This window comes from Pantoea sp. 9140, assembly GCF_000745295.1.
Lineage (GTDB): Bacteria > Pseudomonadota > Gammaproteobacteria > Enterobacterales > Enterobacteriaceae > Pantoea > Pantoea vagans.
In genome coordinates, this window is record NZ_JQNO01000001.1 from 2085989 (window position 1) to 2106746 (window position 20758).

17 protein-coding genes are annotated in these 20758 nt (G+C 54.6%); 4 read left to right on the forward strand and 13 right to left on the reverse strand.

From position 1 onward, the window contains the following. Positions 1-12: 12 nt before the first annotated feature. The 13 genes from FA92_RS09865 to otsB form a co-directional block, all read right to left on the reverse strand. Positions 13-1062: a chemotaxis response regulator protein-glutamate methylesterase gene (locus FA92_RS09865; RefSeq protein ID WP_033783339.1), complete on the reverse strand. Its 1050-nt coding sequence runs from the start codon at positions 1060-1062 to the stop codon at positions 13-15. Continuing rightward, positions 1062-1934 (reverse strand): protein-glutamate O-methyltransferase CheR, encoded by an 873-nt coding sequence (gene cheR, locus FA92_RS09870; RefSeq protein WP_013358226.1) that lies wholly within the window; start codon positions 1932-1934, stop codon positions 1062-1064. Before cheR ends, FA92_RS09865 begins: the two co-directional genes overlap by 1 nt. 80 nt (positions 1935-2014) lie before the next feature. Beyond that, complete coding sequence (locus FA92_RS09875) at positions 2015-3691, reverse strand: methyl-accepting chemotaxis protein (RefSeq protein ID WP_033732948.1); 1677 nt, start codon at positions 3689-3691, stop codon at positions 2015-2017. Between the two features lie 105 nt (positions 3692-3796). Continuing rightward, entirely contained in the window at positions 3797-5359 is a 1563-nt protein-coding gene (locus FA92_RS09880; protein WP_033783341.1) for a methyl-accepting chemotaxis protein, read from the reverse strand. 193 nt (positions 5360-5552) lie between these two features. Next, on the reverse strand, positions 5553-7223 hold the full coding sequence (locus FA92_RS09885) for a methyl-accepting chemotaxis protein (protein ID WP_033783343.1): 1671 nt from the start codon (positions 7221-7223) through the stop codon (positions 5553-5555). A gap of 165 nt (positions 7224-7388) precedes the next feature. Continuing rightward, positions 7389-7886 carry a chemotaxis protein CheW gene (cheW, locus tag FA92_RS09890; protein WP_013358230.1) on the reverse strand — a complete coding sequence of 166 codons (498 nt, stop codon included), beginning with the start codon at positions 7884-7886 and terminating at the stop codon, positions 7389-7391. Between the two features lie 23 nt (positions 7887-7909). After that, the gene (cheA, locus tag FA92_RS09895; RefSeq protein WP_197061511.1) at positions 7910-9892 is read right to left on the reverse strand and encodes a chemotaxis protein CheA; all 1983 of its coding nucleotides are present in this window, start codon (positions 9890-9892) and stop codon (positions 7910-7912) included. 11 nt (positions 9893-9903) lie between these two features. Continuing rightward, a complete protein-coding gene (motB, locus tag FA92_RS09900) occupies positions 9904-10845 on the reverse strand; it encodes a flagellar motor protein MotB (RefSeq protein WP_033783344.1) in 942 nt (313 codons plus the stop codon). Next, positions 10842-11729 (reverse strand): flagellar motor stator protein MotA, encoded by an 888-nt coding sequence (motA, locus tag FA92_RS09905; protein ID WP_003849139.1) that lies wholly within the window; start codon positions 11727-11729, stop codon positions 10842-10844. The genes motB and motA overlap by 4 nt, the downstream gene beginning before the upstream one ends. A 132-nt stretch (positions 11730-11861) precedes the next feature. Then, on the reverse strand, positions 11862-12440 hold the full coding sequence (gene flhC / locus FA92_RS09910) for a flagellar transcriptional regulator FlhC (protein WP_013358233.1): 579 nt from the start codon (positions 12438-12440) through the stop codon (positions 11862-11864). Continuing rightward, on the reverse strand, positions 12437-12790 hold the full coding sequence (flhD, locus tag FA92_RS09915; RefSeq protein WP_033783345.1) for a flagellar transcriptional regulator FlhD: 354 nt from the start codon (positions 12788-12790) through the stop codon (positions 12437-12439). Before flhD ends, flhC begins: the two co-directional genes overlap by 4 nt. 1016 nt (positions 12791-13806) lie before the next feature. Further along, on the reverse strand, positions 13807-15243 hold the full coding sequence (gene otsA, locus FA92_RS09920; RefSeq protein ID WP_033783346.1) for an alpha,alpha-trehalose-phosphate synthase: 1437 nt from the start codon (positions 15241-15243) through the stop codon (positions 13807-13809). After that, positions 15240-16028: a trehalose-phosphatase gene (gene otsB, locus FA92_RS09925; RefSeq protein WP_033783347.1), complete on the reverse strand. Its 789-nt coding sequence runs from the start codon at positions 16026-16028 to the stop codon at positions 15240-15242. Before otsB ends, otsA begins: the two co-directional genes overlap by 4 nt. A gap of 453 nt (positions 16029-16481) precedes the next feature. Between otsB and eptA the strand changes: the two genes are divergently transcribed. The 4 genes from eptA to FA92_RS09945 all read left to right on the forward strand — a co-directional run bounded on the left by eptA (position 16482) and on the right by FA92_RS09945 (position 20722). Next, complete coding sequence (gene eptA, locus FA92_RS09930; protein WP_033783348.1) at positions 16482-18110, forward strand: phosphoethanolamine transferase EptA; 1629 nt, start codon at positions 16482-16484, stop codon at positions 18108-18110. Beyond that, entirely contained in the window at positions 18110-18790 is a 681-nt protein-coding gene (pmrA, locus tag FA92_RS09935; RefSeq protein WP_033783349.1) for a two-component system response regulator PmrA, read from the forward strand. The genes eptA and pmrA overlap by 1 nt, the downstream gene beginning before the upstream one ends. After that, the gene (pmrB, locus tag FA92_RS09940; RefSeq protein WP_013358238.1) at positions 18787-19845 is read left to right on the forward strand and encodes a two-component system sensor histidine kinase PmrB; all 1059 of its coding nucleotides are present in this window, start codon (positions 18787-18789) and stop codon (positions 19843-19845) included. Before pmrA ends, pmrB begins: the two co-directional genes overlap by 4 nt. 310 nt (positions 19846-20155) lie before the next feature. Next, positions 20156-20722, forward strand: coding sequence for a flavin reductase family protein (locus tag FA92_RS09945; RefSeq protein WP_033783350.1), 567 nt, complete (start codon positions 20156-20158; stop codon positions 20720-20722). Positions 20723-20758 lie beyond the last annotated feature (36 nt).

Genomic DNA, 20758 nt, shown 5'->3' on the forward strand with positions numbered 1-20758 from the left:
GGGACGGGCCTGTTAAATACGCAATGCCTGTCCGGCGCTAATTTTCGCCAGCATATGCTGGCTGATGTTGCTTAAATCCACGACTTCGCTCACGCCGCCTGTGGCAATAGCCTCACGCGGCATGCCAAATACCACACAGCTGGCTTCGTTCTGGGCGATAGTCCAGGCACCTGCCCGATGCATTTCCAGCATCCCGGCGGCACCGTCGTTGCCCATGCCGGTAAGGATGACCCCTACCGCATTTCGTCCGGCGTACGTTGCCACCGATTTGAACAGCACATCCACAGAGGGTTTGTGCCGGTTAACCGGTGGACCTTCATTCAGTTTCACCACATAGTTGGCACCACTTCGGGCCAGCTCCATGTGCATTGCGCCTGGCGCGATATAAGCGTGCCCTGGCAGAATACGCTCACCGTCTTCGGCCTCTTTCACCGTGATCTGACACAGCTTGTTCAGACGCTCGGCAAAAGAGCGGGTAAAGCCTGGCGGCATATGCTGGGTAATCAGCAACGCCGGGCTGGTCGCCGGTAACGGCTGCAGCACGTGGCGAATCGCCTCGGTGCCGCCGGTAGAGGAGCCAATCGCAATCAGCTTCTCACTACTCAGCAGTGGCCCCGCTTTCAGCGTCGCCGGCACCGGCATCGCAGCACGGTTGTGCAGTCGGGCCCGGGCCGCCGCGCGGATTTTGTCGCCAATCATCTGGCTGTAGGCCAGCATACCTTCGCGGATGCCGAGCTGGGGTTTGGTGACGAAATCCACCGCCCCCAGTTCCAGCGCCCGCAGGGTGATTTCGGAGCCTTTCCCGGTCAGCGATGAAACCATCACCACCGGCATTGGCCGTAACCGCATCAGTTTTTCCAGGAAATCGAGGCCATCCATGCGCGGCATTTCCACATCCAGCGTCAGCACCTGCGGATTGAACTGCTTGATCAAATCGCGGGCGACCAGCGGATCGGGCGCCGTAGCGACCATCTCCATATCCGGATGGCTGTTGATGATCTCTGTCATCAACTGCCGCATCAGCGCAGAGTCATCTACGCACATCACGGTGATTTTGCTCATCATCTTTCCTTCGTCAGTCCATAGACGGTTTGTCCGCGCAGCCAGAACTCTTTACTGATCTGACTGAAGTTTTCTGAGTGCCCGGCGAACAGGATGCCGCCCGGCTTCAGCAGCGGGACAAACCGACGCAGAATCTTCTCCTGCGTCTCTTTATCGAAATAGATCATCACATTGCGACAGAAAATAGCGTCGAACTGACCCGGCAGCGCCCAGTCGTTGGCCAGCAGGTTAAGCTGTGCATAGGTGACGAGGTTGGTCAGCTCGGGACGCGCCCGTACCATTCCGGCGTGTGGACCGGTGCCGCGCAGGAAGAAACGCTGCATTTGCGCCGGTGACAGCGTGCGCAGTTCCTCCTGGCGATAAACACCCGATACCGCTTTTTCCAGCACCTGCGTGTCGATATCGCTGGCATGGACCTGGAATTTACCTGGCCCGGTACCCAGCGTTTCGGCCAGCGTCATGGCGATGGAATAAGGCTCCTCACCGGTTGACGCCGCGGTACTCCAGACGCTGAAGTTGCCCTGGCGCTTACGTGCATGCTCCGCCAGAATCGGGAAGTGATGCGCTTCGCGGAAGAACGCGGTCAGGTTGGTGGTCAGGGCGTTGATAAACGCCTGCCACTCGGCACTGTTCGGATCGGACTCCAGCAGCGCCAGGTAACGACCGAAATCATCGATATTCAGCGTGCGCAGGCGACGAACCAGACGGTTATAAACCATCTCTCGCTTGTGATCGGCCAGTACGATACCGGCACGCTGATAGATCAGCTGGCTGATACGGCGAAAATGCGTATCGGAGAGCGGTAAACGCTGCACCATCTGCGACAGCAGCGTTGTCGTCTCATTTTGATCTAAAATCGTCGATTTTTTCATCTCTGCACCTGGCCCGAACTGAATACATTAACTGTCTGCTGCGATGCCCGGCGGCTCAATGGCGGCCGGGCCACGGGCGATTAAAAGGTTTCCCAGTTGTCGTCGCTGCGTACCGCAGACGAACGACCAACGGCTAACGGTGCATCTGACTGGAGCGTTTTTGTCGCCGTTGTCTTGTTAACGGCCTGCGCGACAAATTCTTTACCAATATTGAACACTGATACTGCTTGTTTTAAGTGACTTGCCTGATCTTCGAGCGCTGCAGCCGCTGCCGCTGACTCTTCAACCAGTGAGGCGTTCTGCTGCGTGACGCGATCCATCTCGGTGACCGCAAGGCCCACCTGGTCAATGCCACGGCTCTGTTCGTCTGACGCAGAGGCGATCTCGCCCATGATGTCGGTGACGCGTGTGACGGCGCTGACGATGTTGCTCATGGTGTCACCGGCGCTCTCTACCAGCACCGAGCCGGTATTAACGCGGCTTACGGAATCCTCAATAAGACCCTTGATCTCTTTGGCGGCCTGGGCGCTGCGCTGCGCAAGGCTGCGTACTTCACCCGCCACGACGGCAAAGCCGCGCCCCTGCTCACCGGCGCGAGCGGCTTCAACCGCCGCGTTCAGTGCCAGGATGTTGGTCTGGAAGGCAATGCCGTCAATCACGCTGGTAATATCGGCAATCTTCTTGGAGCTGCCCGCAATCTCTTTCATGGTGGTGACCACGCCATCCACCACTTTGCCGCCCTGCTGCGCGGTTTCCGAGGCGGTCAGCGCCAGCTTCGACGCCTGACGGGCGTTTTCGGCATTCTGCTTCACGGTCGCGGTGAGCTGCTCCATGCTGGCAGCGGTCTGCTCCAGCGAGGCGGCCTGCTGTTCGGTACGCGAGGAGAGATCGTTGTTACCGATGGAAATTTCGCTGGCACCGGTATAGATGGCATCTGAGCCGTCACGCACGGTGCGGACAGTGCGTGCCAGCTCCTGCTGCATATGCTGCAGTGACGTCAGTAACTCACCAATTTCGTTGCGCACGGTAATCTCAACCGGCTGGGTCAGATCGCCGCGTGCGATGTGCTGGATATGCTCAATGCTCTGACGCAGAGGACGGATCAGCACTGAACGCATCACGTTCCACACCAGGATAATCATCAGCAACGTCACGGCCAGCGTGGCGATAACGATAGTGATGGAGCGGCTGTAGGCCTGCTGGTTGGCTTCTACGCCCTGCTGTGACAGTGCTTTGTTGTTCTCAAGCCAGGCGCTGTAATCTTTCTGGAACTTGTCCTGGAAACTCTGTGTTGGCTGATCCACAAACCCCTTGAAGTTGCCGGTAGTGAAGAACACCATCAGCTCTGCCAGCGCATCGTGATAGGCCTTGTAGTTCGCCTGCAACGCCACGACGTTTTCAGCCGTTTTGCCCTGTTCTGACAGGTTATCGTTGAAAATTTGATAGTTGACTTCAGCCTGCTTCAGCTCCTCGCCCGCCAGTGCGACCAGCTCTTTTACGCTGGCGCCCGATCCCGACATCTGCGCATCCTGCAGAAAACGGATACCGGCGCGGTTAAGGGTGTTACGCGCCTGAACCAGCGAAACCCATGAGGTGCCCATCGCCTGTTGCAACGTATTCAGACGCTGGTTGTAGGCAAAATTCTCTTTATCTGAACTGACAGTTTTGAAAAACATTCCGCCGGAAAACAGCTGCAGCAGCGCAAACAGCGCCAGCACACACAGCAGGCCGGAAACAACGCGTACTCGACTAAACATAAACACCTCATTGGTTGGCGATTCGTGTTTATTTATCGGCGGCGTCGGGGGGAACTTTATGCGTGGCAACGGCTTTAAACCGCCGCCACGCTGAAAGGCAGAAAATCAGGCGCGGGAAATTTTGAAAACCGAGACGGCCTGGGTGAGGACGCTGGCCTGCTGCTCCAGTGCGGCGGCGGCAGCGGCAGACTCCTCCACCAGCGAGGCGTTCTGCTGGGTCACGCGATCCATTTCGGTGACGGCCAGACCGACCTGCTCAATACCGCGGCTCTGCTCGTCTGATGCAGAGGCGATCTCGCCCATGATGTCGGTCACGCGGGTCACGGCACCCACAATCTCATTCATGGTACTGCCGGCGCTTTCAACCTGCAGTGAACCGCTGTTGACGCGCGACACCGAGTCCTCAATCAGGCCTTTGATCTCTTTGGCGGCCTGAGCACTGCGCTGTGCCAGGCTGCGTACTTCACCGGCCACTACCGCAAAACCGCGACCCTGTTCACCGGCACGCGCCGCTTCAACCGCGGCATTCAGCGCCAGGATGTTGGTCTGGAAGGCGATACCGTCGATCACACTGATGATGTCTGCGATCTTCTTCGAGCTGCCTGCAATCTCTTTCATGGTCGTCACCACGCCATTCACCACTTTGCCGCCCTGCTGCGCGGTTTCAGAGGCGGTCAGCGCCAGCTGCGAGGCCTGACGGGCGTTGTCAGCATTCTGTTTCACCGTGGCGGTGAGCTGTTCCATGCTGGCTGCAGTCTGCTCCAGCGAGGCGGCCTGCTCTTCGGTGCGGGCTGACAGGTCGTTATTACCGGCGGCGATTTCGCTGGCACCAGTGAAGATGGCGTCAGAGCCGTCACGCACATTACCGACCGTCATCACCAGCGATTGCTGCATCTCATGGATACCGGCAGCCAGCTGGCTCATCTCATTACGGCCCTCAACCACAATCGGCTGGGTCAAATCGCCGGAAGCGATAGCGCGAATCTGCGCCAGCAGCTGTTGCAGCGGCTGAATCAGAACCTGACGCAGGCCAAACCAGCAGGCCAGGATCACCACGATTACCGCGACGCCAATGGTGCCCAGCAGCCACATCATCTGAGTAAAGGCTTTATGGTTCTGTGCGATGCCCTGATCGGAAAGCTCGGTCTGACGTGCACGCCACTCACCGTAGCTGCTCTGCATCGCGACCTGTTTCTGTTCAATATTCTGTTTAAACATCCCTTCCAGATCGCGGGCCTGCAGGCTGGCGACCATGCCTTTCAGCCCTTTTTCATATTGCGCGTAATCCGCTTCGAGTTTGTCGCGCAGCGCCACTTCAAGCCCCGGCGTGGCGGGCAGATCGTAATAGATTTTAAAGTGACGGTCGGCCTCTGCCAGCTGGGCGTTGGCTTTGTTCATCAGATCGTCGAGCTGACCGCCATTCATCTGCGATGCCATGCTGGTCTGTAAGCGCAGCATGGCGCGGTTCAGCGTGGTACGGCTGTTGTTCAGGGCGATATAAGCATCTGTCATCGACGTGACGTTGCGATTAGAAATCTGCGACAGCGCAAACGCCTCTTTATCATTATTCAGCGCCGACCAGAAAAGGCTGCCAGAAATCAGCTGAAGCGCGCCAAAGATAACCAGTACGGCGATTAAACTGGTGACCACTTTTATTTTTTTTAACATCTCGTTCCCCTGCAGGTTGATTAAGGTGCAGCGGCTATATCGGCGGGTTCTGGCGATTAATTAACGCTTTTCGGCGCTTTCAGGCGAGAGCGGGCTTTTGTAATTATTTTTATCAAAAGAGAGGGCGGAGTCTGACGCCAGGAGGCGGGATAGCGGAAAGGGCTGCGCATCCCGCAGGATGCGCAGCGTCAGATCAGAAGGTTTCCCAGTTTGTATCACTGACCGGAGCCGTCAGGGCTTTGCGTGGTGCCAGCGCCTTTGTTGCGGTCGAAGCAATTGGCAGATGCTTTGTCAGCGTCGGCCTGGCTTCACGTTTGATTTTAAAGACCGAAACTGACTGGCTTAACCGGCTGGCCTGATCTTCCAGTGAGGCGGCTGCTGCCGCGGACTCCTCCACCAGCGAGGCGTTCTGCTGGGTGACGCGATCCATCTCGGTGACGGCCTGCCCGACCTGGTCGATACCGCGACTCTGCTCGTCCGACGCCGAGGCGATTTCGCCCATGATGTCGGTGACGCGCGTGACCGCACTGACGATATCGCTCATGGTTTCCCCGGCGGTGCCGACCAGCTGCGAACCCACGCTGACGCGGTTGACTGAATCATCAATCAGTCCTTTGATCTCTTTGGCGGCCTGGGCGCTACGCTGTGCCAGACTACGCACCTCGCCCGCGACCACGGCAAAACCGCGCCCCTGTTCACCGGCACGCGCCGCTTCAACGGCGGCGTTAAGCGCCAGAATATTGGTCTGGAACGCGATGCCATCAATCACGCTGGTGATATCGGCAATCTTCTTCGAACTGCCTGCGATTTCACTCATGGTTCTCACCACGCCAGCTACGACGCTGCCGCCTTTTTCTGCGGTTTCAGACGCGCTGAGTGCCAGCTGTGACGCCTGGCGGGCGTTCTCGGCGTTCTGTTTCACGGTGGCGGTGAGCTGCTCCATACTGGCCGCCGTCTGCTCCAGTGACGCCGCCTGCTGTTCTGTGCGGGCGGACAGGTCATTGTTTCCGGCAGAGATTTCACTGGCACCGGTAAAGATCGCATCCGATCCTTCACGGACATTAGTCACGGTGCGGACCAGCGACTGCTGCATTTCATGCAGGCTGGCGGCGAGCTGCGTCATCTCGTTACGCCCTTCCACCGCGATCGGCTGGGTTAAATCACCCTGGGCGATATGCTGAATGTGATTAATGCTGCCATTCAGCGGCGTTAACACGATTTTGCGCAGACCAAACCAGCAAAGCACAATCACCGCGACCACGGCAGCCATGATGGCAGAGAGGATCCACATCATTCGGGTATAGGCGCTACTGTTCTCTGCCACGCCCAGTGTGGTCAGGCGACTCTGATCGGCGCGCCATTCGCGGTAAAGCGTCAGAAATGCACTCTGGCTCGGTGCCACCGGGGCTTTTGCGGCTGCGGCCATATCATTGACCTGTAGCGCACTCTGCAGGCTGTTCAGCGCGCCCGCATAATCATTGAAGCGCTGGTCAAGCTGATTGTTAAGCTGCTCATCCTGTCCTGGGGTATCTGGCATCTCTTTGAACGTCTTGTAGAAACCCGCTGCTGCCTGCTGGAAACGCTGACTATCCTCAAACAGCGAGGCGATATCGGCCGTTTTACCTTCCAGTTTACTGGTGGCGATACGCAGCTGAATGCGGGTCAGCAGCACACGGCTCTGGTTGAGACTCATATAGGCGTCATTGAGCGCCTGCGTGTTTTGCATCGCAAGCTGCGACACGGCGAAGCTCTGCTTGTCGTGGCTTAATGCGGAGTAGAAAACTGAACCGGAGAAGGCCTGTAACAGCCCGAACACCAGCAACACCAGTAACAGGCTGGTGACCACACGGATTTTCGTTAACATGAGTAACCCTGAAAAATGTAGGTGATTTAAAAGTGACAGTGTGTTTATCGGCAGGTGACAGCAGGAAATTAGGGGGAACAGCAATTTTAAGTATATGAATAAAAAGAAAAATATTACATGATGTAACAATCACGGGCCAGCCAGAGCCAGCCCGTGAAGAGGCTATTACGCGGTACGCAGGTTATCCACCAGCGCCATCTCGTCGCTGCTCAGCAGCTTCTCAATGTCGACCAGAATCAGCATGCGATCGCCCAGCGCACCCAGACCGGTCAGGTACTCGGTAGACATGGTTACCGCGAATTCCGGTGAAGGGCGGATCTGATCCTGGGTCAGTGACAGCACGTCAGAAACGCCATCGACCACGATACCGACCACGCGATTTTCCAGATTCAGCACGATGACCACGGTGTTATCATTGTACTCAACGTCAGGCTGCGCAAACTTAACGCGCAGATCGATAATCGGCACGATTACGCCGCGCAGGTTCGTGACGCCGCGGATGAATTCAGGGGTATTCGCAATACGCGTTACCTGATCGTAACCGCGAATTTCCTGAACTTTGAGGATATCGATGCCGTACTCTTCGTCGCCCAGCGTGAAGACCAGAAACTCCTGACCCACAGTTTCGCCAGCGATTTTTGTCACGGTTGCCATTCCATTCATGTTATTTACCCTTTCGTTATCTGTCAGGCGGCAGCGCCGGCCACACGTTTTTCACGGTTAAGTGACTGCAGTGCTGATACATCAACAATCAGCGCTACGCTACCATCGCCAAGAATGGTCGCGGCAGAGATGCCCGGCACTTTGCGATAGTTACTTTCCAGGTTCTTCACCACCACCTGATGCTGACCAATCAGCTGATCAACCAGCAGCGCGTAACGTTTGCCCGCGCTCTGCAGGATCACCACGATGCCCTGCGTGGCCTCGGTTTTGGCACCCTGCACATCAAAGACGTTCCACAACTCGACCAGTGGCAGATATTCACCACGCACTTCCAGCACGCATTCGCCACCCGCCAGCGGTTTCAGCTCTTCGGCACGCGGTTGCAGTGATTCCATTACCGCATTGAGCGGCAGAATAAAGACTTCATCAGCCACACGAACCGACATGCCATCAAGAATGGCCAGCGTCAGCGGCAGCAGGATACGGATGGTGGTGCCTTTGCCCTGCTTCGAGGCGATTTCAACGTGACCGCCCATCTCCTGAATATTTCGTTTCACCACGTCCATTCCGACGCCGCGTCCTGAAACATCCGTCACCTGCTCCGCGGTAGAGAAGCCCGGTGCGAAGATCAGCATGCCGACCTCTTCATCGCTCATGTTCTCGTGAACCGGCAGGCCCGATGACAGGGCTTTAGCCAGAATACGTTCACGGTTCAGACCGGCACCATCATCTGACACCTCGATACAGATGTTGCCGCCCTGGTGTTCCGCAGAAAGCGTCAGGTTACCGGTTGCCACTTTACCGGCCACCAGACGTTTCTCAGGCGTTTCGATACCGTGGTCAAGACTGTTACGCACCAGATGCGTTAACGGGTCGATAATGCGTTCGATCAGGCTCTTATCGAGTTCGGTTGAGCTGCCCAGCAGGGTCAGTTCGACCTCTTTGCCGAGTTTGCTTGCCAGGTCACGCACCAGACGCGGGAAGCGGCTGAAGACATATTCCATTGGCATCATACGAATCGACATCACCGATTCCTGCAGATCGCGGGCGTTACGCTCCAGCTGGCCCATGCTGTTCAGCAGGTCGCCGTGCGCCACCGGGTCGAGTTCACCGGAACGCTGGGCGAGCATCGACTGGGTAATCACCAGTTCACCGACCAGGTTGATCAGCTGATCGACCTTCTCGACTGCAACACGGATGCTGGTCGATTCGCTCGACTTAGCCGGTGCCGCGACGCGCTTACTTTCACGTTTCATCGCTGCCACGGGCAGTTCGGTAACGCTGGCGGTGTGAACCTCTTCTGCCACTGGTGCGGCTGCAACAGCAGCAGCGACCGGCGCGGCAACGGCTTCGTCAGCGGCCGGGAAGCGGATCTGCGCTTCGTCGATCACGAAGCAGAGCACCGCCACGATGTCATCTTTACCGACGCCATCAATGCAGACGTCCAGCGTGGTGCTGCCCTTCTGCACATTAGTCAGGGTGCCGAGATTGCTCATCTCTTCCAGCATCAGGTCGACTTCTTTCTCTTTGAGGTCGATCAGCTGTACACGCAGACCGCTGGTGCTGGCCGGTTCCGCGCTGGCAGTGGTTACCGTAGCCGGAACATCAACCGGCAAACCTTTGGCCTCGAGCGCCAGCTGGCGCAGCGCTTCACAGATATATTTGAAGCTCTCCGCGTTAGGCTCCTGCGCGGTTTTATAAGCATCGAGCTGTTCCTGCATAATATCTTTGGTTTCCAAAAACAGGTTGATGATGTCGGTGCTGAGCTGCATCTCGCCGCGACGAGCACCATCCAGAATGTTTTCCAGGATATGAGTCGTTTCCTGTAATACCGTAAAACCAAAGGTTCCGGCCCCACCCTTAATGGAGTGAGCGGCACGGAAGATGGCGTTAAGCTGTTCCGAATCTGGCTCCTGCGGGTCAAGGCCCAACAGGTGTTGTTCCATATCCGCTAACAGCTCATCGGCTTCATCAAAAAACGTCTGGTAAAAATCGCTGATGTCCATACTCACGGGAATCACCTCGGCTGTGAGGGGGCTGCTGTATTCACCGCGCTGCCTGGTGTTGCAGGTGCGGTAATCTGTTCAATGGCCGCCGGATCGCTGATCTGGACGGCATCACTTTCTGCGTTCTCTTTTTCTATTGCTGCTTCGGTGTCATGGTTCAACACCAGCAGGCTGATGCGGCGGTTAACTGCGTCATTACCGCCACGATTTTTCAGGCGCATGGTGTCGGCCATACCTAACACCCGTAAAACTTTGCCGCTATCCAGGCCGCCCATCACCAGTTCCCGGCGTGAGGCGTTAGCGCGGTCGGTAGAAAGTTCCCAGTTGCTGTAGCCCTTGTCACCGCCAGCATACTGAAAATCATCGGTATGTCCGGCCAGGCTGATGCGGTTCGGAATGTCGTTAAGGATCGGCGCAATGGCACGCAGAATATCGCGCATATACGGCTCCACCTCGGCCCGACCGGTCTTAAACATCGGGCGATTCTGGCTGTCGATGATCTGAATACGCAGCCCCTCTTCCACCATGTTGATGATCAAATGCGGCCGCAGTGCTTTCAGACGCGGATCTGCTTCGATCAGCTGGTCGAGCTTTTCACGCAGCCGGTTAAGGCGAATCTCATCCAGCTTGCGTTTCTGGGCGTCCATATCGACGACTTTGTTTACTTCGCCAATCTTTTTGGTCGGATCGTCGCCGCCACCCGGGATCGGGCTGTCACTGTCACTGCTGCGCGCGCCGCCGGTAATCGCAACTTTCAGCGGCGTTTTGAAGTAGTCTGCAATCTGCACCAGCTCCTGCGGGTTGGCGATCGACAGCAGCCACATCACCATAAAAAAGGCCATCATCGCCGTCATAAAGTCGGCGTAGGCAATCTTCCACGAACCGTGGCTGCCTTCATGGCCTTTATGTTTGCGCTTTTTGATCAGCACAATGGGGCGATTGCCGTGTTTCATGAAGCCTCGTCAGAAGTCTGTTTAGCCGGGTTCTTGGCGTTACGCACATGCTCTTCCAGTTCGCTGAACGATGGACGCTCGGCGGAATAGAGCGTCTTACGACCAAACTCCACCGCAATCTGCGGCGCGTAACCATTGAGGCTCGAGAGCAATGTCACTTTAATGCACTGCATCATCTTGGTGGTTTCCGCGCATTTCTGACGCAGTACTGACGACAGTGGAGAGACAAACCCGTACGCCAGCAGAATGCCCAGGAAAGTTCCCACCATCGCATGCGCGACCAGCGCACCCAGTTCAGCGGCCGGACGATCGGCCGAAGCCAGCGCATGGACGACGCCCATTACCGCGGCCACGATACCAAATGCCGGAAGACCATCACCCACCGCAGCAATACTTTGCGCTGGTACGTCACACTCGTGTTCGTAGGTCTCAATCTCTTCATCCATCAACGCTTCGATTTCAAAGGCGTTCATGTTGCCGCTGACCATCAGGCGCAAATAGTCAGTAATAAAATCGACTAACTGTTTATCGGCAAGGATGCGGGGATAATTAGCAAAAATTTCACTCTGGCTGGGATCTTCAATATCGCGTTCCAGCGATAACATCCCTTGCTGACGCGACTTCGCCATCAGGCGATAAAGCAGCGCCATCAAATCCATGTAAACCGCTTTGTTGTATTTGGAGCCGCGAAATAACTTAGGCAGCGCTTTCAGCGTTTTTTTAATCGATTTGCCATTGTTACCGACTAAAAAAGCACCGGCACCGGCACCGCCGATCATTAATAATTCGGCTGGCTGATAAAGTGCGCCCAGATGGCCACCTACCAGCGCATATCCACCCAACACGGAGCCTAAAACAATCAGGTAACCTATAATTATCAGCACAAAAAAATCCTTACGTCCGTAACGTGTTGGTGGAAGTTAAGCCAGAGAGCCGCAGAGGTTATTCCTGAACCGCAAGCAAAAAAAAGCAGCGGTATTAACCGCTGCTGGATGGCTTCCACAGTGCGAACAAACTTAAACGGCGTGTTTAACCTGTTCATCCAGCAGTTGTGGAAACATATCGGCAGGTTCTGCAGAAAGTTTACGTCTTTTTACGGCACGTGATGGTGGCTGGCACAGGCTGCAGGTAAAGCTGCCAACCGGCTGATGCGCATGATTAATAAAGCTGCCGTTGCAGCATTTGCAATCCGCCAGTTCCAGCATGCCACTTTCAACGAATCGGACCAGGGTCCAGGCGCGGGTCAGCGCCAACAGCGGGCCCTCGTCCGATTGCGGACACTGTTCGAGATATAAACGGTAGGCTTTAATTACGGCATCGACACCGCTGCACAAACCGGTTTTCAGTAAAAATTTCCAGGCGTTGCAAAACATAGAAGCATGGATGTTCTGCTCCCACGTCATAAACCAGTCCGTGGAGAACGGCAGCATGCCTTTTGGCGGCGGACTGCCACGTAACTCTTTATAGAGCTTGATCAGACGACCACGGCTCAGCTGAGTTTCACTCTCTAACATCTGTAAGCGCGCACCTAAAGTGATCAGCTCCATCGCGAGCTGAATATCACGTGCTTCCTGAACAATACTTTTCTCACTCATGACATTGCTCTCTTTTTAGCAGACGCTTCATCTTTAGACGCATTACGCAATAAACGGCTCGATAATAAAATGCCGGTGTGGATTTGTTGTAAATCATCCACGCGTGATTCCTGCGTCAGGCGATTAATGGTGCTGCTATCGGTAAAACGGAACTGGCAAACCAGTTGATTGGTTTCCGCCATTTTTACCATCTCAGGCAATGTTAATTCAGATAATGCGTTCGCCATTTTCTCGTCAATGCCGAGGCGAAACATTGCAGAAGCTTTATCCTGGTTAATTAAACGCTGCGCGAGCAGTAAATAAGACAAATTGAGGTCATAAATATGTTTCAGTACTTCAGAGGTGCCCATTATTTTTCCATCCTGAGAGATGCGACGTAACTGTATCGCAGATTAAAACCTGCGGTTCGAGCTGCTGTTTGTTAAATCAAAAGATGGCAAAAAAACTTCACATAATTTCAATGTCACTGTTTTTCGCCTTCTATTTTCGTGGGTTTCAGACCCACTGAAGGTCGAAAATCCATGCCATTCTATTTTCGAGTTCAGGACATCTTCCGTGACGTCTTCTTACGTTTTTTAGGACTATTCCGAAAACAACGCAAATCTATATCGTCTGATTTCGACATACAACGACAGTCAGATGAAATTTTAGATAAAGTGTGATGCAGATCACACTTTTAACGCAAATTTCTTCAGCAACCCTTTACGATTACTTACCGACTGGTCACTTTTTGAACAAAAAAGTGTGTTTTTAAGTCCAATTTGTCCTGAGAAAGGTTTAATAGGGGGTAAAAGCATCGCTATTCGACGCTTTAAGTAGTCCGGAATGATTATCGGGTGTTAATCGTTTTAACACCCTATTTAGAACCATCTAAAAGAGGGTTGTCAGCATATTATGCTGGAAAGGTGGGGCGTTATTTGCTGTTAAATTAGTTACTTAAGGGGAGTATCGCAGGGTGTGAGTAATGAAATCGTTAAGGTTTCTACGGCAGTAAGAGGGGCTTCTGGCAACCTGGCGTTAACAGTGACAGCAGAATGTTCAGGCTCCGACACCCGATGTAACAAGGGGTTACATAAGAAAGGCGAATGAATTAACGGCAGGTTATACGTTGGCACTATCATTATCGGCAGTCTGAAAAAAAACTTTAGCAAAGTAGTTAAAGAAAGCGGCGGGCAGCGGTATGACTGGGTTTTTGAGGTTCTCTGCATATATCGGGCCACTCTGCGCCGCCACTGAGGATATTGGCACAAAATCGCCGCACAGCGTCTTTAACAGATAGCGGGCGAGTTTTCTGTGAGCTGGGCCGAAAAAAAGCAGCGATACCAGGGTGGTATCGCTGCTTCCATTATTGCGATAAAGGCTCAGGTCAGGCGAGTTTCGGGAAGGTCGCTACCTTGTTCGCGGTGCTGTGGTCAACGCTGCGTGGGTCAATGCGCTCCAGATCCTTCAGGAAGCTCTCACGCCAGGCAGTAATGTCGTTTTTGCGCAATACCGCCATCATGTCGTTGTAGCGTGAAATCCTTTCGGTACGCGGCATGGTTATCGCCTTATCCAGCGCAGCAGCGACTTCATCACGGTCATACGGATTCACTATCAGCGCTGAGGTCAGTTCGTTAGCGGCACCGGCAAAGCGCGACAGCACCAGTACACCAGGATCGTCCGGGTCCTGCGCAGCGACATACTCTTTCGCGACCAGATTCATGCCATCACGCAGCGGCGTCACCAGACCTACATCGGTCAGGCGGAAGATTTTCATCAGCAGGCGACGGTCGAAATGCTGGTTAAGGTAGTAAAGCGGGGTCCAGCCCAGCGTACCGTACTTACCGTTAATCCGTCCTGCTTCGGTCTCCAGCTGATGCCGGATATCCTGATAGGCCTGCACATCACCACGTGAGGTCGGTGCAATCTGCGAGTAACGGATTTTGCCGCGATGCTGCGGGAAGTTTTCCAGCAGCGCTTCATAGGCAAGAAAGCGCTCCGGCAGCCCTTTGGAATAGTCGAGACGTTCGCAGGCAATAATGTTGCGTGCATCGCCCAGCTCTTTCTTCATGGCAGCCATTTTCGGTGGCAGTGGCCCTTCGGCCATCTCTTTAATACTGTCTGGCTCAATCCCGATCGGATAGACCTCAGTCATAAAGGTGTTGCCAAAGGCGCGATGCTTTTTGTCGCCTTTATTCTGCAGTTGCGTAAGCTGACTGACGCTGTCCAGGAAGGCCACCCGATCCGATTCAGTCTGGAAGCCAAGCAGGTCATATTCACACAGCATTTCCAGCAGCTCTTTGTGCGGAGGCAGTGCATTGAATATTTCTGGCGTCGGGAACGGAATATGCAGGAAGAAGCCGATGCGGTTATTAATCCCGGCCCGACGCAGCGCGGCAGCAAACGGTAAGAAATGATAATCGTGGATCCAGACAATATCATCCGGTTTGATCAGCGGTTTTAAACGCTGCGCCACCGCGTCATTAACCTCGCAATACCCTTCCCACGCTTCACGCTGGAACTGCACCAGATCGAGGCGATAATGGAAGGCGGGCCAGATAACCGTGTTTGAGAACTGGCAATAATAGAGATCGTAATCGTTCTGGCTCAGCGGGAAGGAAGCATACTCGATACCTTCATGTTCCTGCACACTGACGTCTTCTACTTCTTCGCCGGTGAACTCGCTGATTTCACCGTTCCAGCCAAACCATAATCCACCGGTGCTTTTCAGTGCATCGAGAATGCCGACGGCCAGGCCGCCTGCGCTGGTTTTAGACCCATCTGGCATGGCGACACGGTTAGATACAACCACTAAACGACTCATAACCTAAACTCCTTACCGACGTTGTCTTGCTCTAATAGTAATAATGTTCTTTCCAGCCAGCCATAAACGGCATCGACATCATTTAGCCGATAACCGGCCTGGCTTGACCCTTCGCCGACTTTAACTGAGACGCCCTGCCGTTCGTTAACGGCCAGGAAGCCCTTCTCATCCGTCAAATCGTCGCCAATAAAGACTGGCGTGCGTCCAGCAAAAGGGGGCTGCTGCATAAAGTCGCTGATTGCGGCACCTTTATCGATGCCTGCCGGTTTAATCTCAACCACGCATTTCCCTGGCTGAAGCGCCAGTCCCGGGAAACGCTTCACTGACTGTTCAGCCAGTCGCAACACATCCTGCTCATGCTGCATCGCCTGACGGTAGTGAAGTGCAAAGGCCATGCCTTTCACCTCAAGCTGAGTGCCAGGCCAGCATGCCATCGCATCCTGCAATTCCTTCCTGAGATTTTTTTCGACCTCAACAGGCAGGCTGATGCGCTGCACATGCCCCTCTGCATCCCGACGCTCAGCGCCATGCACGCCCGCCGCCGGGCCGTACCACGGTGCAGCCAGCGCATCCAGTTGTTCGATGGGTCTGCCGGAGACCAGCGCCAGTGCGCCCTGAGAAAGCGCAGAGAGTTGTTGAAGTTGTGCGATGACCTGCTCAGGAATAAATACCGCTTCGGGACGGGACTGTATCGCTGCCAGCGTACCGTCGACATCAAAAAAGAAGGCGTACTGCCCGCTGCTTAATGTCGGGTACCTGGCATGGGTGTCTGCCGCTTGGGTCACGTTACTTCTCCTGAAAATCAAATTTAATAAAACATTGAGTTAAAACAAGAATGTCCTGACGCAGTCAGGTCAGCAAGCGGGAAATTCTGATAAAGCGGTGATTGAGGGGTAAAACGCGGTGATTGGATAGGTCACTCTCCTCAAACTTGCAAGCGCATTGCTGACAATACTGGCTAACTGAGAACATCTTCACATTAAGTGTAGTCATTAACAGGGGTTATGCCAGAAATATGCACTTTTCATGCCAGCCGCTGCGGTTAAGTCAGCAGAAAAGCGCCATTTACACCTGTTCCTTTTTTAATAATCGTAGCGGTATCGGTCCGCATCACGCTGGAGTGATACCCGTTACGTATTCCATACGAATGACATTCTTCAAAGCTTAAGTTTCTTAAGGTTTTCCTAATATAGAAAGCGCAATCTCGTGACACTTTTATTACTCTGGTTCCTGCTCACATGGCGTTTACCCTGAAGAGGCCGCTGATTAGCCGCCTAAGTTTGCTGATCCTGGCTGCGGTTTATATCGCGGTTTTCCTTAATATTGCCTACTACCGTCAGGTGCTGGCGGTCATGCCGCTGAACAACCTGCATACCACGCTGGTATTTTTAACGATGCCTGTAGTCGCCTTTAGCGTGATTAACATCGTGATTACGCTGGCCTCGTTTGTCTGGCTGGATCGGCTGCTGGCCGCCCTGTTTATTCTGCTCTCTGCGTCGGCACAGTTTTTTATTCAGACTTATAACATCGTGGTCGATCGCTCGATGATCACCAACATGATGGATACCACCGCTTCTGAATCCTTTGCGCTGATTACGCCGCAGCTGCTTCTTACCCTGCTCACCTCGGGCGTGCTGATGGCGTTGCTGGTGTTCTGGCCGCGCATAAAACGGCAGCAGTGGCGTGGCGTGCTGGCGCGACTGCTCAGCGTGCTGCTTTCCGCCGCGCTGATCGTGCTGGTCGCCCTGCTCTTCTATAAAGATTACGCTTCGCTGTTCCGCAACAACCGCGAGCTGGTTAAAGCGCTCAGCCCGTCGAACAGCATTGCGGCAACGCTCTCCTGGTATAAGCATGAGCAACTGCAGAATGTGCCGCTGGTGCGCATCGGTGAAGATGCCCATCTGCAGCCCAGCCGCAGCAGCGGTAAGCCAAATCTGACGATTCTGGTGCTGGGAGAGACGTCGCGCGCGCAAAACTTCTCGCTGGGCGGTTACGGTCGTCTGACCAATCCTTTACTGGCGAAAGACGATGTGATCTACTTCCCGCACACCACCTCGTGCGGCACGGCGACGGCGGTTTCGGTGCCCTGCATGTTCTCCAACATGCCGCGCGCGCACTATGATGATGTGCTGGCCGCTCATCAGGAGGGACTGCTGGATATTATTCAGCGCGCTGGCATCAGCGTGTTATGGAATGAAAATGATGGTGGCTGTAAAGGGGCCTGTGACCGGGTGCCGCATCAGGATATGACCAGCCTGAACCTGCCCGGCATGTGTATTGATGGTGAGTGTTATGACGACGTACTGTTCCACGGGCTGGACGACTACATCAGCCAGCTGAAAGGCAACGGGGTCATTGTCCTGCACACCATTGGCAGTCATGGCCCGACCTACAGCCATCGATATCCGCCACAGTTCCGTCAGTTTGAACCGACCTGTGACACCAATCAGATTCAGGATTGTTCGCAACAACAGCTGATCAACACCTATGACAACACGCTGGTCAATGTGGATCATATTGTCGATAAAGCAATCAATGTCCTGCGCGCGCATCAGGATCGCTTCACCACCAGCCTGGTCTATCTTTCCGATCACGGTGAATCGCTGGGTGAAAATGGCGCTTACCTGCATGGCCTGCCCTATGCTATTGCCCCGGATACGCAGAAACATGTGCCGATGCTGATCTGGCTTTCCGATGATTATCAGAAACGTTATGCGGTTAATCGCGGCTGTCTGAATAAACTGGCGGCGACAGACGATTTTTCACAGGATAATCTGTTTTCAACCATGCTGGGATTAACCGGCACCGCGACCCACGAATATGTGCCTGCGGATGATATTTTGACGTCGTGTCGGAGCCAACCTTAATGAAGATACTGATTGTTGAAGATGATGCGCTGCTACTGCAAGGCCTGATGCTGGCGCTGGAAGGCGAAGGCTATGTCTGCGATGGCGTGACGCGGGTGCGGGATGCTGAAGCGCATTTCGCCAGCGGTCTCTATAGTCTGGTGGTGCTGGATCTGGGTTTGCCGGACGAAGATGGCCTGCATTTCCTGATACGACTGCGGCGGCAGAAAAAGATGACGCCGGTGCTGATACTGACCGCGCGCGACACCATCAGCGAGCGCATTGCCGGGCTCGACGCGGGTGCTGACGACTATCTGATTAAACCGTTTTCGCTGGATGAGCTGCTGGCGCGGATCCGTGCGCTGATCCGCCGTCACGTCAATCAGGGCGACAGCCAGGTGAGAGTCGGCGCGCTGGCGCTGGATATGACCCATCGTCAGATCACCCTCAGCGATGTGCTGCTGGATCTGACACCCAAAGAGTTTGCGATTCTGTCACGACTGATGCTGAAGGCCGGCAATCCGGTTCACCGGGAAATTCTCTACCAGGACATCTATAACTGGGAGACCGAGCCTTCTACTAATACGCTGGAAGTGCATATCCATAATCTGCGCGACAAAATTGGCAAAAGCGCCATTCGTACCGTGCGCGGGTTTGGTTATGCGCTGGTGACGCAGGGTGGCGTTCGCGAGGCCATATGATAAAACGTTTCGATCACCGCAGTATGCGCTTTCGCCTGATCCTGACCATTGGTCTGATTCTGCTGGTCTTCCAGGTGATCAGCGTGGTCTGGCTGTGGCATGAGAGTAAAGAGCAGATTCAGTTTCTGGTGGAAGCCCAACTGCAGAAGCGCAACATGGACAGTCACGTGAAGCGAGAAGTCCATGAAGCGGTGGCCAGCCTGGCGGTGCCGAGCCTGGTGATGATTACGCTGACGCTGCTGCTTTGCTATCAGGCGGTGAAATGGATCACCCGGCCGCTCTATCAGCTGCAGCGGGAACTCGAAAGCCGCAGCGAAGAGAATCTCGATCCCGTCGCCTGTCACAGTCAGGTTCATGAGATCGATGCGGTGACTCAGGCGATCAATCAGCTGGTCGCCCGCCTCAACAGCAGTCTGGAGCGCGAGCGGCTGTTTACCGCCGACGTGGCGCATGAGTTGCGCACGCCGCTGGCGGGATTACGGCTGCATCTGGAGTTAATCGAACGCAACAGCGATGTCAAAGTTCAGCCGCTGGTGCAGCGTCTGGATCAGATGACCCACAGCGTGTCACAGCTGCTGAATCTGGCGCGCGCCGGACAGTCATTCACTTCGGGCACCTATCAGAACGTCGGGCTGATTGAAGATGTGATCCTGCCGATGGAAGCGGAGCTGAGTATTATGCTGGAGGCGCATCAGCAGACGCTGGTGCTGGATCTGCCGCAGGAGCAGTTTGTGCGTGGTGATGCGACCCTGCTGAAGATGTTGCTGCGTAATCTGGTTGAGAACGCCCATCGCTATAGCCCGGATAACAGCACCATCAGCGTGCAGCTGTTGTCTGTGCCACAGCCCATGATGGTAGTGGAAGATGAGGGACCGGGCATTGATGAGAGTAAAAGTGGCGAGCTGAGTAAAGCGTTTATCCGGATGGACAGTCGCTATGGCGGTATCGGACTCGGGCTGAGCATTGTCAGCCGCATCGTCCAGTTACACCGTTTTCAGTTTTTCTTAGAGAACCGTCGCGACCGGAGCGGTTGCCGGGCCGTCATTAAGTTTTAAGCGGTAAACCAGGCAGACAGAAACAGAACAACTGTTGCTGCGGCGATCAGCAGTGCAGCATATTCGCTCATCGGACGTGAAGCAGTGACAGACAGGGTAGCAGGCGCAGTTTTCATAGCATTATCCTCCGTTAGAGCAGGCAGTATCGCGACTGCATATTAAGGAAACCTTAAGCTCGTAAGACTGCCGGTAAAAATGTCTGCTCTGCCCTGTTTCCCTGTTGACCTTACCTTTATGACCACTGACCTTTCCGCCGCACCCGCAGTGTGCTCTACACTTAATGGCACCCTTCCGTTAAAGGAGCTACGCCATGAGCCAACGCATGCACAAATATGCTTTTCCGGTCAGCAAAGCCCGCAAATACCTTGAGCCGGGACCGGTGCTGCTGCTCAGCTCGCAGTATCAGGATCAGCATGACATCATGACGCTCGGCTGGCACACGGTGCTGGAGTTCTCGCCGTCCCTGGTCGGCTGCATGATTGCCGGTATGAATCACAGCCACGAGCTGATCCGCAACAGCGGTCAGTGCGTGCTGAATATTCCTTCCGCCTCGCTGATTAATGAAGTGGTGGCTGTCGGCAACAGCCACGGTGACAGTATTGATAAGTTTGAAGCCTTTGGCCTGACGCCGGAGCCGGCTCAGGTAGTGGGTGCGCCGATGATTGCCGAATGTTTTGCCAGCTTTGAATGTCAGCTTTATGACGACGCCATGGTCGCCCGCTACAACCTGTTTATTTTTGAGATCGTCAAAGCGCATGTCGCTGAGCAGCCCGAATATCCCCCGACCCTGCACTACACCGGTGAAGGCCGGTTTAGCGTGATGAGCGACAAAATGCTGGATAAGAGCGGAGATTTTAAACCGGAGATGCTCATCTAGTTGAAAGCGCTCTGCTGCGCCCCCATTCACCTCTTT

Bases quoted from the DNA above. Each gene is read 5' to 3' on its own strand.
- motB (WP_033783344.1), bottom strand. From the start codon at position 10,845: ATGAAACACGGCAATCGCCCCATTGTGCTGATCAAAAAGCGCAAACAT.
- pmrB (WP_013358238.1), top strand. From the start codon at position 18,787: ATGATAAAACGTTTCGATCACCGCAGTATGCGCTTTCGCCTGATCCTG.
- pmrA (WP_033783349.1), top strand. From the start codon at position 18,110: ATGAAGATACTGATTGTTGAAGATGATGCGCTGCTACTGCAAGGCCTG.
- FA92_RS09945 (WP_033783350.1), top strand. From the start codon at position 20,156: ATGAGCCAACGCATGCACAAATATGCTTTTCCGGTCAGCAAAGCCCGC.
- flhC (WP_013358233.1), bottom strand. From the start codon at position 12,440: ATGAGTGAGAAAAGTATTGTTCAGGAAGCACGTGATATTCAGCTCGCG.
- eptA (WP_033783348.1), top strand. From the start codon at position 16,482: ATGGCGTTTACCCTGAAGAGGCCGCTGATTAGCCGCCTAAGTTTGCTG.
- FA92_RS09865 (WP_033783339.1), bottom strand. From the start codon at position 1,062: ATGAGCAAAATCACCGTGATGTGCGTAGATGACTCTGCGCTGATGCGG.
- cheA (WP_197061511.1), bottom strand. From the start codon at position 9,892: ATGGACATCAGCGATTTTTACCAGACGTTTTTTGATGAAGCCGATGAG.
- cheW (WP_013358230.1), bottom strand. From the start codon at position 7,886: ATGAATGGAATGGCAACCGTGACAAAAATCGCTGGCGAAACTGTGGGT.
- cheR (WP_013358226.1), bottom strand. From the start codon at position 1,934: ATGAAAAAATCGACGATTTTAGATCAAAATGAGACGACAACGCTGCTG.
- FA92_RS09875 (WP_033732948.1), bottom strand. From the start codon at position 3,691: ATGTTTAGTCGAGTACGCGTTGTTTCCGGCCTGCTGTGTGTGCTGGCG.
- flhD (WP_033783345.1), bottom strand. From the start codon at position 12,790: ATGGGCACCTCTGAAGTACTGAAACATATTTATGACCTCAATTTGTCT.
- FA92_RS09880 (WP_033783341.1), bottom strand. From the start codon at position 5,359: ATGTTAAAAAAAATAAAAGTGGTCACCAGTTTAATCGCCGTACTGGTT.
- otsA (WP_033783346.1), bottom strand. From the start codon at position 15,243: ATGAGTCGTTTAGTGGTTGTATCTAACCGTGTCGCCATGCCAGATGGG.
- FA92_RS09885 (WP_033783343.1), bottom strand. From the start codon at position 7,223: ATGTTAACGAAAATCCGTGTGGTCACCAGCCTGTTACTGGTGTTGCTG.